This window comes from Streptomyces sp. NPDC097981, assembly GCF_040302565.1.
Taxonomy (GTDB): domain Bacteria; phylum Actinomycetota; class Actinomycetes; order Streptomycetales; family Streptomycetaceae; genus Streptomyces.
The window spans coordinates 16,740-31,348 of the sequence record NZ_JBEORW010000039.1; the positions used below are offsets into that span (position 1 = coordinate 16,740).

Below are 14,609 nucleotides of genomic sequence, written 5' to 3' on the forward strand. Positions count from 1 at the left end.
GGGGCTGCGCCGGGTGGGGTGGCAGGCCGGTCAGGCGGCCACGGCCACCGGGGTGCCTTCGTCCAGCGGGGAGGACGAGGCGGCCGCGTAGGCCTTCTTGTCCAGGATTCCCTCGCGGGCCGCGACCACGACCGGGACCAGCGCCTGGCCCGCGACGTTGGTGGCGGTGCGCATCATGTCCAGGATCGGGTCGATCGCCATCAGCAGGCCGACGCCCTCCAGGGGCAGGCCCAGGGTGGAGAGGGTCAGCGTCAGCATGACCGTGGCTCCGGTCAGGCCGGCCGTGGCGGCCGAGCCGACCACCGAGACGAACGCGATCAGCAGGTAGTCGGTGACCGTCAGCTGGACGTCGAAGATCTGCGCGATGAAGATCGCGGCGAGCGCCGGGTAGATCGCGGCGCAGCCGTCCATCTTCGTGGTCGCCCCGAACGGGACGGCGAAGCTCGCGTACTCCTTCGGGACGCCGAGGCGCTCGGTGACCTTCTGGGTGACGGGCATGGTGCCGACCGAGGAGCGGGAGACGAAGGCCAGCTGGATCGCGGGCCAGGCGCCCTTGAAGAACTGGACCGGGTTGACCTTGGCGACCGTCGCGAGGAGCAGCGGGTAGACGCCGAACATCACGAGCGCCGAGCCGACGTACACGTCGGCGGTGAAGGTCGCGTACTTGCCGATGAGCTCCCAGCCGTACGAGGCGATCGCGGTGCCGATCAGGCCGACGGTGCCGATCGGGGCGAGGCGGATGACCCACCACAGGGCCTTCTGGAGCAGCTCCAGGACCGACTCGGCGACGTTCAGGAGCGGCTGCGCCTTGGTGCCGAGCTGGAGGGCGGCGATGCCGGCGACGGCGGCCAGGAAGACGATCTGGAGCACGTTCAGCTCGGTGAACGGCGTGATGACGTCCTTCGGCACGATGCCGGTCAGGAAGTCGAGCCACGAGCCGGTGCGCTTGGGCAGCTTGCCGTCCTGCGGGGTGAGGCCGGTGCCGGCGCCCGGGTTGGTCAGCAGGCCGATCGCGAGGCCGATGCCGACGGCGATCAGCGAGGTGATCATGAACCAGAGCAGGGTGCGCGAGGCGAGGCGGGCGGCGTTGTTCACCTTCCGCAGGTTGGTGATGGACACCAGGATCGCGAAGAAGACGAGCGGGGCCACGGCCAGCTTCAGCAGCTGCACGAAGATGTCGCCGACCTGTTCGAGGGTCTTGGCGAGCCAGCTGATGTCCTGGCTGCGGGCTAGCCAGCCGAGCAGGACACCGAGCACGAGGCCGGTGACGATCTGGGCCCAGAACGGGAATTTGAAGGAGGCCTTGGCGGGGGCCTGAGGGGTCGCGGACACGGACACACTCCGGGGGTGATGCGCAAAGAAAGATGCAGAGAAGAAGAGAAAGAGAGAAGAAGGGGGCGTGGGCTCAGCGACAGCCACAACAGGCCGCGGACACGCGGCGGCACAGGTCGACGTGCAGGCGCGCCACGAGCGGGACACTCGTGGTCATTTCGTGCGCAACTGTGGTCAACATGTTTAACACGCTAACACTTTCCCTTTGAGGTTCTCAAAGGTGCACTTTGAGCCAGGGGCATGCGCAAACGCCACCGCCCCAGCACGCGGGGGAAGTTCCCGGTACTGGGGCGGTTCGGTGTGTGAGGAAGCCAACGGCTCCCCTGCAGGGTCAGGCGTACGGGGTCAGGCGTACGGGGTCAGGCGTACGGGGTCAGGCGTACGGGCTCAGGCGCGGGCGGCGTCGTCCGCCGCGTCTTCCTGGGAGCGGTTCGCGGCGAGCCGGTCCTTCGCACCCGCGACGCGTCCGGAGATCTGCGCGGACATCTCGTCGCGCTGCTTGCGCAGGAGCACGAAGGAGAGCGGCGCGGAGATCACGAGGGCGAGAAGCACGACCCAGGCGGGGTTGGCGTCGCCGAGGCCTGCGGGCACCCAGCCCACGTTGACCAGAACGGCGACCAGGACGAGGCATCCGACGAAGATGCCCAGGCGCATCGCGGTGTAGCGGATCGTCGCGCTCGGCTTGAGGGACACGGTGACCCCTTCTCTCTCGTCGGTACGTCGTCACGTGCCCGTCCAGTGAAGCACGCCGGGCCCCCGCCCCGGCCCGGCGGGGTCGCCCGGGCGGGGGTCAGTGCAGCGGCAGCAGCATCGTGATGTCGTCGCGGTCGTCGCCCGGGGCCACCCGGATGGCGCCCGGGACGCGGCCGACCTCCTTGTAGCCGCAGGCGGCGTAGAAGTGCTCCAGGCCCATGCCGCCGCGGCAGGACAGCCGGATGGCTTCGACGCCCTCGATCCCGCGGGCGCAGTCGGCGGAAGCGGCCATCAGCCGGCGGCCGTAGCCCCGGCCCTGACGGCCCGGATGGACCATCACCGTGTAGAGCCAGATCCAGTGGGTCATCAGGGCGTGCCGGTTGAGCCCGAAAAAGGCGACGGCGGCCAGCCCGGCCTCGTCATGGCCCACCAGGAGCCGCATATGACCATCGGCGATCAGGCCGAGCTGCTTGATCAGCTGCGGGCGGATGTCGTCCTGGACGACCGGCGGGACGAAACCCACGGCGCCCCCGGCGTTGGAGGCGTCCGTCCACAGGTCGAGGAGAGCCTCGTGCAGCGCCGGGTCGATCTGCGGATCCAGAGTGAACGTAAGGGTCATGAGGCAAGAGTATCTATTACTTGCGGGGGTTCGCCAGCAAAAAAGCACCCCGGTCCGGCATGCGGACCAGGGCGCTTCGGGTGCTGTGGCGCGTCAGACGCGCATCGCCTGCGGGGTCTCGCGCAGGGCCGCGTCCGGGCCGGGGTACTCGCGGATGATCTCGTAGCGCGTGTTGCGCTCGACCGGGCGGAAGCCCGCCTCGCGGATCAGCTCCAGCAGATCGTCACGGCCGAGCTTGTTCGGCGTGCCGTAGTTGTCCGCGTCGTGCGTGATCTTGTACTCGACGACCGAGCCGTCCATGTCGTCCGCGCCGTGCTGGAGGGCCAGCTGGGCGGTCTGCACGCCGTGCATCACCCAGAAGACCTTGACGTGCGGGACGTTGTCGAACAGCAGCCGCGAGACGGCGAAGGTCTTCAGCGCCTCGGCGCCGGTCGCCATCGTGGTCCGCGCCTGGAGCCTGTTGCGGACCTTGCCGTCCTGCATGTCCACGAAGTCGTGCTGGTAGCGCAGCGGGATGAAGACCTGGAAGCCCCCGGTCTCGTCCTGGAGCTCACGCAGCCGCAGCACGTGGTCCACGCGGTGGCGCGGCTCCTCGATGTGCCCGTACAGCATCGTGCTCGGGGTCTTGAGACCCTTCTCGTGCGCGAGCCGGTGGATGCGCGACCAGTCCTCCCAGTGGGTGCGGTGGTCGACGATGTGCTGGCGGACCTCCCAGTCGAAGATCTCCGCACCGCCGCCGGTCAGCGACTCCAGACCGGCCTCGATCAGCTCGTCCAGGATGTCGGAGGCCGACATGCCGGAGATCGTCTCGAAGTGGTGGATCTCGGTCGCCGTGAACGCCTTCAGCGAGACGTTCGGCAGCGCCTCCTTCAGCGCGGAGAGCGAGCGCGGGTAGTACCGCCACGGCAGGCTCGGGTGCAGGCCGTTGACGATGTGCAGCTCGGTGAGGTTCTCGTTCTCCATGGCCTTGGCCAGGCGCACGGCCTCCTCGATGCGCATCGTGTACGCGTCCTTCTCGCCCGGCTTGCGCTGGAACGAGCAGTAGGCGCACGACGCGGTGCACACGTTCGTCATGTTGAGGTGGCGGTTCACGTTGAAGTGGACGACGTCGCCGTTCTTGCGCGTGCGCACCTCGTGGGCGAGGCCGCCCAGCCAGGCCAGGTCGTCGGACTCGTAGAGGGCGATGCCGTCCTCACGGGTCAGCCGCTCGCCGGAGCGGACCTTCTCCTCCAGCTCACGCTTGAGCCCAGCGTCCATCGGCCGGTCGCCTCCTCTGTGTCCTGCTGTCCTGTACCGCTGCCCGGACTGCCCCGTACGGACAGCCTTGCCCAACCCCGCAACCGTACTCTTAGCCCTCTTCGGGCAGGTCCCCGACCCGGTTCTCCCACTTCGTGGAGAGCACGATCGTGGTACGGGTGCGTGAGACGCCCTTGGTGCTGGAGAGCTTACGGATGATCTTCTCCAGCCCGTCCACGTCGCCGGCCCGCACCTTGAGCATGTACGAGTCGTCGCCGGCGATGAACCAGCAGTCCTCGATCTCCGCCAGGTCGCGCAGCCGGCGGGCCACGTCCTCGTGGTCCGCGGCGTCGGAGAGGGAGATGCCGATGAGCGCCGTGACGCCGAGTCCGAGCGAGGCCGCGTCGACGGTCGCGCGGTAGCCGGTGATCACGCCGGCCGATTCGAGCCGGTTGATCCGGTCGGTGACGCTGGGGCCGGAGAGGCCCACGAGCCGGCCCAGCTCCGCGTACGAGGCACGTCCGTTCTCCCGGAGTGCCTGGATGAGCTGCCTATCCACCGCGTCCATATACCTGGAGCCTTCCATTATTCGGCGATCCCGCAAGTTTACGTATAGAATCAAAGGCACACAGGGTCAACGCCCTGTGAATCTTTCAATAGATCAATGATGATCTGACGAGCATCAGGAGTGGTTCACCGTGTACACGATCGAGATGGCCTACGCGCACATGCGACAGCTCCAGGAGCTGGCCAACCGATCCCGCACCGACCAGCCCGCCGCCGCCCACCGCGTCGACCGGACCCGCAAGCCGCGCACTGCCAAGAAGCGCTAGTCACCGCCGCTTGCCTCCCGGAGGCGGGACGCACCACCGAGTTCCCCCTCCCACCGGCGGTACAGCCGGTGCGGCACCCCTGCCGCATCCAGCACCCGCCCCGCGACGAAATCCACCAGGTCCTGGATGTGCGTCGCACCCGCGTAGAACGCCGGAGAGGCGGGCAGCACCACTGCGCCCGCCTCGTCCAGCGCCACCAGATGCTTGAGCGTCTGCCCGTTCAGCGGGGTCTCCCGCACTGCGACCACCAGCCTGCGCCGCTCTTTGAGAGTCACGCTCGCGACGCGTTGGAGCAGGTCCTTAGACAGCCCGAGCGCCACTCCCGCCACACAGGCCGTGGACGCCGGCACGATCAGCATCCCCTTCACGGGGTACGAGCCCGAGCTCGGCCCGGCGGCCAGGTCGCCGGCGCCCCAGTAGCGGACGCCGTCCAGTTCCGGCCGGGCGAAGGTGGCCGGCTTGCCGTCCGCCCCGCGTTCGAGCCAGGCGGCGAGATCGTCCCGCCAGTGCGCGTCGCGGAAGGCGATCCCGGTCTCGTCCAGCAGGGTCAGCCTCGAAGCCCGGCTGACCACCAGGTCCACGCTCTCCCCCGCCGCCAGCAGTCCGCGGATCACCGCGGCTGCGTACGGCGTCCCGGACGCCCCGGAAACCCCGACCACCCACGGGGTGCGCTTGCCGTCAGTCATAGCTCCGAGACTATCCGGCCACGGCAGAGCGACGCTGAGTAAGGTGCCCCGAGCATCGACAAGGGGATCAGGACATGGCCGGCACGCGTCTCGCCGAGTGGAGCCAGAGGGACCGGGCCGAGGCGGCCGGAAGGCTGATGCCGGGCTGGGTGGCCCTGCTGTGGCTGGTCGAGGGGGTGGACCTGGCCACCGGGCACGCCCTGGACGCGTACGGGATCACCGCGCGTACGGCCGACGGACTGACCGGGATCCCGCTGGCCCCGTTCCACCGCTTCGGCTTCGGCCACGTGGCGTCCAACAGCGTCCCCCTGCCGGTCCTCGGCTTCGTCGAACGCCGCCCGCCGGGTGTGCCGGCCGGCATCGCGGCGGCGTTCCTCTTCCCCCGCCGGACACCGCAGGGGCGGTGAGCGGTCGCGCCCGGGTTCACGGGGAGGGCCGGGGTGATCGCGGCGGTTGCCGCCGCACTCGGCCGCCGGGAGCAGGAGGGCCGGACGTGGGCCGGGCCCGCCATCCGGCCGGCCCGGCCCACGGGACGCGCTGCGCCCCGGTGGCGCGTCAGTGCGTCAGTGCGTCAGTGCGTCAGCGCACGAATTGCTTGAACAGGAACTCCGTCAGGGCCCGTCGCGGCTCGCTGTGCGGCGAGTTCTCGCTGTCGCACAGGAAGTCGTCGAGGCGGCTCTCCTCCGGGTCGACGGCGGAGATGTCGAGTGCCGGGTCGATGTCCCAGGCCTCAGGGTCGAAGTCCAGTGCGACGGCGCTCACCGCGGGCACGAAGCAGGTGCTGTAGAACCGCTCGTCGACCTCGATGCCGAGCGCCTGCGCCACCATGCCGAAGGAGCCGAGGGTGCCGCCGGGCACGCCGTCGAGCGCCGGCACGGCGGTGGTGGAGCTGCGACGGATCTCAAGGGCGATGTGCATGCTGCCGATCGGCTCCTTCTCCCCCTTGTCCGGCTGGACGAGGGCCTTGGCGCTGACGGTGTTGTACTTGTCCTTCCAGTCGAAGGCGGTCTCGCCGGGTGTCAGCTTCAGGCCGACGCCCGCACCATGGCCGTTGGCCACACCGATCTTCCTCGGCCGCTGCGGGAACTGGCCGTAGTCCGCCAGCTCACGCAGGAAGTCGGTGCGCAGCTTGCTGGACGTGGCCACCGGCCCCTCGTACTTGGAGTTTCCGACCCAGGCCCACAGCAGCTGCTGGGCGGCGGGACTGCGGATCAGCTCGGCCTGCTTCGGGTGGTCCGGGTCCTCGGGGATGAACGATTCGAAGAAGTAGGCCATCTGCTGGAGGACCAGCGGGATCCAGGCGCCCTGGTGCGGGGTGTCCCAGGAGAAGTAGGTACCCGTCTGGTGGTCGTGGCCCTCGGACTCCATCCGCGCCAGGGCGTAGCGGGTGATCATGCCGCCCATGCTGACTCCGCCGACGATCAGCGGTTCGTCGCCGATGCGCTCGGCGATGGCCTGGTCGATACACGCGGCCGCAACGCCCGCGTTGGCCTGGATGTAGGTGTGTCGCTCGTCGAAGCCGAGCAGGATGACGTCGATTCCGGAGTCGCGGAGCCGGGTGAGGAAGCCGCCGCCCTCCTTCTTGTCGAAGTGCTCCCACAGGCCGGGGAGGTCGCTGGGGCCGTGGTTGAAGCCGTCGGCGAGGATGAGCGGGCGTTCGAGGTTCCGGTGGCCGTGCGCGAGGAAGACGTGCGCGGTACCGGTCGCGGACTTGCCCTCGTGGGAGTAGGTGCCGCGCAGCGGCCACTCGAAGGTGGGGCGGGGTGCGGTGCTGCCGCCGGATTCCTCCGTGGCGAACCAGACGTGCTGACGGAGGTGGCCGGCCGGTGTGGCGGGGTGGTCGGCCGAGGGCGCCTGAACGCCCTCGATGATCTTGCGGCTGACGTGGATCTCGGCCTGCTGGGCCATGACGGGAGCCTCTCGGTCCGTACCGACGTGATCACAGTGCGCGACGATGATTGCACACAGAGTGACCAACGCCGGTAGGGACGCGCCTGTGCCGGGTCCGCGCTAGAGGGTCAGGCCGCGCACCGCGAGGTCCAGCAGGGCGCACGCGAAGAGCGCGATGCCGATGAAACCGTTCACCGTGAAGAACGCGCGGTTCAGGCGGGACAGGTCGTGCGGCGTGACGATGGTGTGCTCGTAGAGGAAGGCCGCCACGACGACCACCAGGCCGGCCCAGAACAGCACGCCGGCGTCCGTGGCCACGGCGTACCAGGCCAGCAGGCCGGTGGTGACGACGTGGGCGCCGCGGGCACCCCACAGCGCGGCCGGGACGCCGAACCGGGCCGGGACGGACCTGACGCCGTCGGCGCGGTCCGCGGCCACGTCCTGGCAGGCGAAGATCAGGTCGAAACCGCCGATCCACACGCCCACCGCGAGGCCCAGGACCACCGCGTCCCAGGACCACGCGCCGGTGATCGCCAGCCAGGCCCCGACGGGACCCATGGCCTGGGCCAGGCCCAGGATCGCGTGCGGGAAGTTCGTGAACCGCTTGCCGTACGGGTAGACCACCATCGGGATCACCGCGACCGGTGCAAGCGCCAGGCAGAGCGGGTTCAGCAGCGCCGCCGCGCCGAGGAAGACGGCCAGCGCGATCCCGGCCCCGGTCCAGGCCGAGCGCACGGACACCGCGCCCGTGACGAGCTCGCGCCCGGCGGTGCGCGGATTGCGGGCGTCGATCTCCCGGTCGATGATCCGGTTGGCGGCCATCGCGAAGGTCCGCAGTCCCACCATGCACACGGTGACGAGCAGCAGCTCGGCCCAGTGCACGGTCCGGTCGACCTGGAACATCGCGGTCAGCGCCGCGATGTAGGCGAAGGGCAGCGCGAAGACCGAATGCTCGATCATCACGAGCCGCAGGAACGCCTTCACCTTGCCGGTCGGCTGCGGCGCCGGGCCGGGCCCGATCACCCCGTCGGCGGTCGTCATCATGCAAGGCTCCTGCGGAAGTCTTCGAGATCCGCGCGGAGCGCTTCGGTGGACACCGCGGGGATGTCCAGGGTGAGGGGGGCCAGTTCCTCGCCCTCCGGCGGGGTGATGGTGGAGACGAAGCGGCAGCCGTCACCGGCGGGGTAGGCCTGGAGGCGGAGCACCTCGCCCGCGCCGACGATGAACGGGCCGGTCTCGAAGGACAGCTCGGCCAGCAGCCGGTCGGCGAAGTCCTCTGCCTCCGCGTCCTGCAGACCGGGCAGCTCGAAGCCGCCGCCCTCGTCGGCGCTCTGCTCCCACATCAGCGCCCAGACGTTGCCGGGGCCGGCGAACTCCTCGGGGCTCACGCCCGCCTGCTCGGCCGCCAGCCGGACCTCCGGGTCCGCCGGGTCGAGCTGCGGGCGCAGCAGGGCGACGTAGGTCTCCTCGGTGCCGATGAAGAGGGCCGGGCCTTCCATGCCGATGGGGCTCACAGGCCGTACTCCTTCCAGCGGCGGTCCACCAGGGCCGCGGTCGCCGGGTCGGACTCCACCATGTCGGGCCAGCCGCCGTCGCGGGTGTAGCCCTCCTCGGGGAGCTTCTTGGTGGCGTCGATACCCGCCTTGCCGCCCCAGAACTGCTGGTACGAGGCGTGGTCGAGGTGGTCGACCGGGCCCTCGACGACGGTGAGGTCGCGGGAGTAGTCGGTGTTGCCGAGGGCCCGCCAGGACACCTCGTGCAGGTCGTGGACGTCGCAGTCGGCGTCCACCACGATGATCAGCTTGGTCAGCGACATCATGTGCGCGCCCCAGATGGCGTGCATGACCTTCTGGGCGTGCTTCGGATACTTCTTGTCGATCGAGACGATCGCGCAGTTGTGGAAGCCGCCCGACTCGGGCAGGTGGTAGTCCACGATGTCCGGGACGATGATCTTCAGGAGCGGGAGGAAGAACCGCTCCGTCGCGCGGCCCAGCGGGCCGTCCTCGGTCGGCGGCCGGCCGACCACGATCGACTGGAGCAGCGGGCGCTTGCGCATCGTCACGCAGTCGATCTTCAGCGCCGGGAACGGCTCCTGCGGGGTGTAGAAGCCGGTGTGGTCGCCGAAGGGACCCTCCGGCAGCATCTCCCCCGGCTCGAGCCAGCCCTCGATGACGACCTCGGCGTTGGCCGGGACCTGGAGCGGGACGGTCTTGCAGTCGACCATCTCGATCCGCTTGCCCGCGACGAACCCGGCGAAGAGGTACTCGTCGATGTCGCCGGGCAGCGGCGCCGTCGACGCGTACGTCACGGCCGGCGGGCAGCCGAAGGCGATGGCGACGGGCAGCCGTTCACCGCGCTTGGCGGCGACCGCGTAGTGGTTGCGGCTGTCCTTGTGGATCTGCCAGTGCATGCCGATGGTGCGCTTGTCGTGCCGCTGGAGGCGGTAGAGGCCGAGGTTGCGCACGCCCGTCTCGGGGTGCTTCGTGTGCGTCAGGCCGAGGTTGAAGAAGGACCCGCCGTCCTTGGGCCAGGTGAAGAGGGCGGGCAGCTGGTCCAGGTCGACGTCGTCGCCGGTGAGGACGACCTCCTGGACGGGCGCGGCGTCGCCCTTCACCTTCTTCGGCGGCACGTGCACCATCGAGCCGAGCTTGCCGAAGGCCTCGCGGACCCCGATGAACCCCTGGGGCAGCTCGGGCTTGAGCAGGCCGCCGATCTTCTCGCTGATCTCGCCGTACGACTTCAGCCCGAGGGCCTTGAGCAGCCGGCGGTCGGTCCCGAAGACGTTCATGGCCAGCGGCATCGCCGAGCCCTTGACGTTCTCGAAGAGCAGCGCGGGACCGCCCGCCTTGTTCACTCTGTCGACGATCTCCCCGACCTCCAGGTACGGGTCGACTTCGGCCTTGATGCGCTTGAGGTCGCCCTCCCGCTCCAGAGCCCGGAGCAGCGAGCGGAGATCGTCGTAAGCCATAGGGGCCAGTATCCGTCACCCACTAACCTGGGAGCGTCACCGGGGCCCGAGGGCGGGTCCCCCGTCACTGCTGGGGAGTCGGTCCCACACCGTGCTGCGCTATCTGCCGTTCCTGCTGATCATCGCGCTGACCATCTACGCCTTCATCGACTGTCTGAACACCCCCGAGGAAGAGGTCAAGCACCTCCCCAAGGTGGTCTGGGTGATCATCATCCTGCTCTTCTCGATCGTCGGTCCGGTGGTGTGGCTGTTCGCCGGCAGGCAGCGGTCGGCGGTCGGCGGCGGCCGGGCGCACCGAACGCAGTGGGTGGCACCCGACGACAACCCGGAGTTCCTGCGGTCCCTCGGCGAGGAGCGCGACAAGAACAAGGACACGGACAAGGACTGAGCGCCGGTCCGTCCAGACCTGTTCGCGGTCGACGGGAGCCTGCCGCCGCTGCGGCCCGCCTGGTGGGGCACCGCCGAGACGCGGCGGGCGTGTGACACAGGACACGATTGAACGCGTTCAAGGCGGCTGCAAGAATGGGCGGATGCCGGAGACCAGCGGGGGACCGCGAGTCGTCGACACGATCCTGCGCAATCTGCTCGCGTACGGGGTCGCCGTCGCCGCCCTGCTCGCGATGACCGGAGGCGATCCGAACACGCACCGCTCCGCCCCCGCCGTCTACGACGCGCGCACCGACGAGATCGTCGGCACCTGGCGCTGCGTCGAGGGCACCGAGGTCGTCTTCCGGGCCGACGGGACCGCCGCCGTCACCCTCCTCGACGGGCAGGAACGGGACTACGCCCACGGCTGGCGGCTCTCCGGAAGCGGCACCTGGAAGCTCATCAGCCGACAGCCCGCCGGCCGGAACTACGGCCAGCACGTCCGCCTCCACCTGCCCGCCCCGACCGGCACGGCGGCCAGGAGCGGCGCACCGGCCGCCAGGCGCTCCGCGCCCGAACGGTACAAGTGGACCTTCGAGCTGCGCCGCGACGGCCGCCAGACGCTGGAGCTGTACTTCTTCTTCGGCGATCCGGACGCCCGCGGCACCTACGTCCTGGAGAAGGACGCGTAGGACGCGCGCAACTCCGCCCAGCGGGCGTCCGTCCACCGGGACCAGTCCGCCGGATGGCCTTGCAGCGCGGATTCCAGCAGTTCGAAGTGGTGGTGCCAGCCGGCCAGGCAGTCGAGGCGGTCCTCCGGCGAACCGGAGCGCTCGTTCAGGAAGCGGATCACGGTCGAGTCCGTCCCGACCGCCTCCAGGTGGAAGCGGATCCGGCCGTGCTCGCTCACCGTGTACTCCGCGACCCGCTCGACGTCCCACGCCGTGACGTGGCCCGACACCGTCGATCCGCCGTTGAGCCAGTGCAGGGTCACGGCTCCGCCGAGCCTGCGCTCCAGGACGTCCGCCGCGGCCAGCCAGCCGCGCAGCCCGTCCGGCGTGGTCAGGGCGGGCCACACGGCCTCGTACGCGCTCGGCACGTGCACCTCGAAGCGCAGCAGCCAGCGGTCCTCGCCCCGGGCCTCACTGGTGGCATGAGTCACAGGGGTCATGCCACCAGCGTCCCACTTCCGCGGGTCAGACGCCCGCGTACGAGTGCTTGCCGTTGAGCAGGATGTTCACGCCGTAGTAGTTCCAGATCCAGCAGGCGAACGCGAAGAGCGCGAGGTACGCGGCCTTGCGGCCCTTCCAGCCGACAGTGGCGCGGGCGTGCAGGTAGCAGGCGTACGCCACCCACGTCACGAAGGACCAGACCTCCTTGGGGTCCCAGCCCCAGTAGCGGCCCCAGGCGTCGCCCGCCCAGATCGCGCCCGCGATGATCGTGAAGGTCCACAGCGGGAAGAAGGCCGCGTTGATCCGGTACGAGAACTTGTCGAGGGTGGCCGCCGAGGGGAGCCGCTCCATGACCGAGGTCGCGAACCGGCCCGGGGTGCCGCCGCCCGCGAGCTTGGACTCGTAGGAGTCGCGGAAGAGGTACAGCACCGTGCCGGTCGCGCCGATGTAGAACACCGCACCGCAGATGATCGCGGTGGAGACGTGGATCCACAGCCAGTACGAGTGCAGCGCCGGGACCAGCTGGTCGCTGGCGGTGTAGAGCCAGGTGGTGGCGATGCCCAGGTCCAGCAGGACGGTGGTGACCAGGATCAGGCCCATCCAGCGGACGTTCTTCTTCAGCGCGAGCAGGATCAGGTACGCGCCGACGGCCACCGTGGAGAAGGTGAGCGAGAACTCGTACATGTTGCCCCAGGGGGCCCGCTGCACGGACATCGCGCGGGCCACGACACCGGCCGCCTCGATGAGGAACGCCAGCGCGGTCAGCGAGACCGCGATCCGGCCGTACAGGTCGCCGTCCTCGGTGCCGCCGGCCGCGCCGGGGCCGTCCGGGACGTCGCGGGTGCCTGCGGCGGACCGCGTGACCACCTTCGGCCGGTCCAGGACGGCCGTGCCCCCCTTGCCGCGCACCCGGACCGCGGGGGCGTCGGCGCCGGCGGCCTTGGCGCCGGTCAGCGCGGCGGCCGTACGGCCCACCTTGCTGCGGCTGCCGAAGATCCACTCGGCGATGTGGGCGAGGAAGGCGAGCGTGTAGACCGCCATCGACGAATAGACCAGGTAGTTACTGATCTGAGCCAAATTCTCGTTGACTTCGGCTGCGAGCGGCGTCATCCGCGCTCCCCTTCAACAGTTTCCTTGACAGGTCGGTCGGGCGCCGTGGGCGCCTGCTGGTGGAGAGCGGCGGCGAGCTGCCCCAGCTCCTCCGGGAGCTTGGCCGACTCGCTGCGGCCGAGGCCCGCCATCTCGACGACGGTCACACCGTCCTCGCCGGCCACAGCGCGCACCCAGACCCGGCGGCGCTGGATGAACAGCGACGCGGCCAGGCCGCCGATCGCGAAGACCGCGCCCGCGAGGGCGAGGCCGCTGCCCGGCTGCCGGGTGATCGAGAAGGTGGCCCAGCGCTCGACGCCCTCGAACTTCACGGTGCCCGCGCCGTTCGGCAGCTCCATCGTCTCGCCGGGCAGCAGCCGCTTCTTGAACAGCTGCCCGGAGTCGTCCTTGAACTCCTGCATCTTGGAGGTGTTCAGCTGGTACACGTTCTGCGGGAGGCCCGCATCGACGCCCAGGCTGCCGTGGTAGGCGCTGAGGGCGAGGACGGGGAACTTCAGGTCCGGGAACTGGGAGAGCATCGTGCCCTTGCCCTCGCCGGCGAAGGTCGGCACGAACATGGCGTTGAAGCCGAGCTGCTCCTTCTTGCCGTCCTTGTCGTGGTAGCCGTCCGGCACCTTGACCGCGCCCGAGGAGCTGAGGTTCGAATCGAAGGGCAGCATCGGCACGGCGTCCTTGTAGACCACCTTGCCGGCCGGGTCGGTCACCGAGACGATCGGCGCGTAGCCGTGGCCGATCAGGTAGACCTTGGCCCCGTCGACCTCCAGGGGCTTGTTGACCTGGATCTCGCGCTTCTGCGGTGCGCCGTCCGCGCCGTCGCTGAAGGTGACGTGCGCCTTGAAGTCGCGCGCGGTGCCCTTCTGCGGGCCGCTCTCCTCGTACGTGGCGTCGAACCGGTCGAGCGTGAAGGAGAAGGGCGACAGGTCCTCGGGGGTGAACATGCTGCCGGACTTGAAGTCGTCGTACTGGGTGAGCGTGTTCGCGAAGCCCTTGCCGCGCAGGACGAGCTTGCCGCCCTCGGACTTGAAGAGCTGGCCCCAGGCGAAGGCCACCAGCAGCACGATCAGGGCGACGTGGAAGGCCAGGTTCCCGGCCTCGCGCAGATAGCCCTTCTCGGCGGCGACGGACGTCGCGCCGGCCTCGGTGCGAAAACGCCGCGCGCCGAGGACCGTCTTCGCCTGCGCGAGCACCTCGCCGGGGGACTTCTCGGTACGCCACGTCGTGTACGCGGGCAGCCGGTCCAGCCGCTTGGGAGCGCCGGGCGGGCGGCCGGTGAGCTGGCCGACGAACTGCCAGCTGCGCGGGACGATGCAGCCGATCAGCGAGATGAACAGCAGCAGGTAGATCGCGGAGAACCACACCGAGCTGTAGACGTCGAAGAGCTGGAGCTTCTCGGCGAGCGGGACCCAGAAGGAGTGGTCCTTCTTCCACTGGGCCACCTTCATCGCGTCGACCTGGGTCTGCGGGACGAGGGAGCCCGGGATGGAGCCCAGGGAGAGCAGGAAGAGGAGGATCAGCGCCACCCGCATGGAGGTGAGCTGCCGCCAGAACCAGCGGATCCAGCCGATCACGCCGATGCCGACGGGGGCGGTGTCCTCCGTCGGGGCGGTGGACAGCTGCGCGCCGGCGGCCGCCTCGGCGGAATCCGCGGCTTCCTCGGACGGGTTCGGCGCCTCGCTGGACGCCTTGTCTGTCGTACTCATGTGC

The 14,609-nt window shown here is 69.8% G+C and carries 17 protein-coding genes; 4 read left to right on the forward strand and 13 right to left on the reverse strand.

Features of this window, described 5'->3' with window-relative positions; genetic code table 11:
- Nucleotides 1-30: 30 nt before the first annotated feature.
- The 5 genes from ABTY04_RS30200 to ABTY04_RS30220 form a co-directional block, all read right to left on the reverse strand.
- Nucleotides 31-1,332, reverse strand: coding sequence for a dicarboxylate/amino acid:cation symporter (locus tag ABTY04_RS30200; RefSeq protein ID WP_502996747.1), 1,302 nt, complete (start codon nt 1,330-1,332; stop codon nt 31-33).
- 387 nt (nt 1,333-1,719) lie between these two features.
- On the reverse strand, nt 1,720-1,986 hold the full coding sequence (locus ABTY04_RS30205) for a DUF4229 domain-containing protein (RefSeq protein WP_371646903.1): 267 nt from the start codon (nt 1,984-1,986) through the stop codon (nt 1,720-1,722).
- A gap of 136 nt (nt 1,987-2,122) precedes the next feature.
- Nucleotides 2,123-2,644, reverse strand: a complete 522-nt coding sequence (locus ABTY04_RS30210) for a GNAT family N-acetyltransferase (RefSeq protein WP_352216590.1) — start codon at nt 2,642-2,644, stop codon at nt 2,123-2,125.
- 93 nt (nt 2,645-2,737) lie between these two features.
- Nucleotides 2,738-3,901, reverse strand: a complete 1,164-nt coding sequence (mqnE, locus tag ABTY04_RS30215; protein WP_352216591.1) for an aminofutalosine synthase MqnE — start codon at nt 3,899-3,901, stop codon at nt 2,738-2,740.
- Between the two features lie 91 nt (nt 3,902-3,992).
- Nucleotides 3,993-4,448, reverse strand: coding sequence for an Lrp/AsnC family transcriptional regulator (locus ABTY04_RS30220; protein ID WP_327284774.1), 456 nt, complete (start codon nt 4,446-4,448; stop codon nt 3,993-3,995).
- 130 nt (nt 4,449-4,578) lie between these two features.
- Between ABTY04_RS30220 and ABTY04_RS30225 the strand changes: the two genes are divergently transcribed.
- A complete protein-coding gene (locus ABTY04_RS30225) occupies nt 4,579-4,713 on the forward strand; it encodes a hypothetical protein (protein ID WP_352216592.1) in 135 nt (44 codons plus the stop codon).
- Here the strand turns inward: ABTY04_RS30225 and ABTY04_RS30230 are convergent.
- Entirely contained in the window at nt 4,710-5,399 is a 690-nt protein-coding gene (locus ABTY04_RS30230; RefSeq protein ID WP_352216593.1) for a UbiX family flavin prenyltransferase, read from the reverse strand. The two genes, ABTY04_RS30225 and ABTY04_RS30230, sit on opposite strands and share 4 nt — an antisense overlap.
- A 74-nt stretch (nt 5,400-5,473) precedes the next feature.
- Here ABTY04_RS30230 and ABTY04_RS30235 point away from each other — a divergent pair, with 74 nt between their 5' ends.
- Nucleotides 5,474-5,806 carry a hypothetical protein gene (locus ABTY04_RS30235; RefSeq protein WP_352216594.1) on the forward strand — a complete coding sequence of 111 codons (333 nt, stop codon included), beginning with the start codon at nt 5,474-5,476 and terminating at the stop codon, nt 5,804-5,806.
- 172 nt (nt 5,807-5,978) lie between these two features.
- Here ABTY04_RS30235 and ABTY04_RS30240 read toward each other — a convergent pair whose 3' ends face one another.
- The 4 genes from ABTY04_RS30240 to ABTY04_RS30255 form a co-directional block, all read right to left on the reverse strand.
- A complete protein-coding gene (locus tag ABTY04_RS30240) occupies nt 5,979-7,307 on the reverse strand; it encodes an esterase/lipase family protein (protein ID WP_352216595.1) in 1,329 nt (442 codons plus the stop codon).
- Between the two features lie 102 nt (nt 7,308-7,409).
- Nucleotides 7,410-8,333, reverse strand: coding sequence for a menaquinone biosynthesis prenyltransferase MqnP (gene mqnP, locus ABTY04_RS30245; protein ID WP_352216596.1), 924 nt, complete (start codon nt 8,331-8,333; stop codon nt 7,410-7,412).
- The gene (locus ABTY04_RS30250) at nt 8,330-8,803 is read right to left on the reverse strand and encodes a hypothetical protein (RefSeq protein WP_352216597.1); all 474 of its coding nucleotides are present in this window, start codon (nt 8,801-8,803) and stop codon (nt 8,330-8,332) included. Before ABTY04_RS30250 ends, mqnP begins: the two co-directional genes overlap by 4 nt.
- On the reverse strand, nt 8,800-10,257 hold the full coding sequence (locus tag ABTY04_RS30255; RefSeq protein WP_352216598.1) for a menaquinone biosynthesis decarboxylase: 1,458 nt from the start codon (nt 10,255-10,257) through the stop codon (nt 8,800-8,802). The genes ABTY04_RS30250 and ABTY04_RS30255 overlap by 4 nt, the downstream gene beginning before the upstream one ends.
- Nucleotides 10,258-10,348: 91 nt before the next feature.
- Between ABTY04_RS30255 and ABTY04_RS30260 the strand changes: the two genes are divergently transcribed.
- A complete protein-coding gene (locus ABTY04_RS30260; protein WP_352216599.1) occupies nt 10,349-10,645 on the forward strand; it encodes a PLD nuclease N-terminal domain-containing protein in 297 nt (98 codons plus the stop codon).
- Nucleotides 10,646-10,787: 142 nt separating this feature from the next.
- Entirely contained in the window at nt 10,788-11,315 is a 528-nt protein-coding gene (locus tag ABTY04_RS30265; RefSeq protein ID WP_352216600.1) for a hypothetical protein, read from the forward strand.
- Here the strand turns inward: ABTY04_RS30265 and ABTY04_RS30270 are convergent.
- From ABTY04_RS30270 to resB, 3 genes are read right to left on the reverse strand one after another with little or no spacing between them, the layout of a single operon-like run.
- The gene (locus ABTY04_RS30270) at nt 11,291-11,794 is read right to left on the reverse strand and encodes an SRPBCC domain-containing protein (RefSeq protein WP_352216601.1); all 504 of its coding nucleotides are present in this window, start codon (nt 11,792-11,794) and stop codon (nt 11,291-11,293) included. The two genes, ABTY04_RS30265 and ABTY04_RS30270, sit on opposite strands and share 25 nt — an antisense overlap.
- A gap of 25 nt (nt 11,795-11,819) precedes the next feature.
- Nucleotides 11,820-12,905, reverse strand: a complete 1,086-nt coding sequence (gene ccsB / locus ABTY04_RS30275; RefSeq protein ID WP_352216602.1) for a c-type cytochrome biogenesis protein CcsB — start codon at nt 12,903-12,905, stop codon at nt 11,820-11,822.
- Nucleotides 12,902-14,605, reverse strand: coding sequence for a cytochrome c biogenesis protein ResB (gene resB, locus ABTY04_RS30280; protein ID WP_352216603.1), 1,704 nt, complete (start codon nt 14,603-14,605; stop codon nt 12,902-12,904). The genes ccsB and resB overlap by 4 nt, the downstream gene beginning before the upstream one ends.
- Between the last annotated feature and the right edge of the window lie 4 nt (nt 14,606-14,609).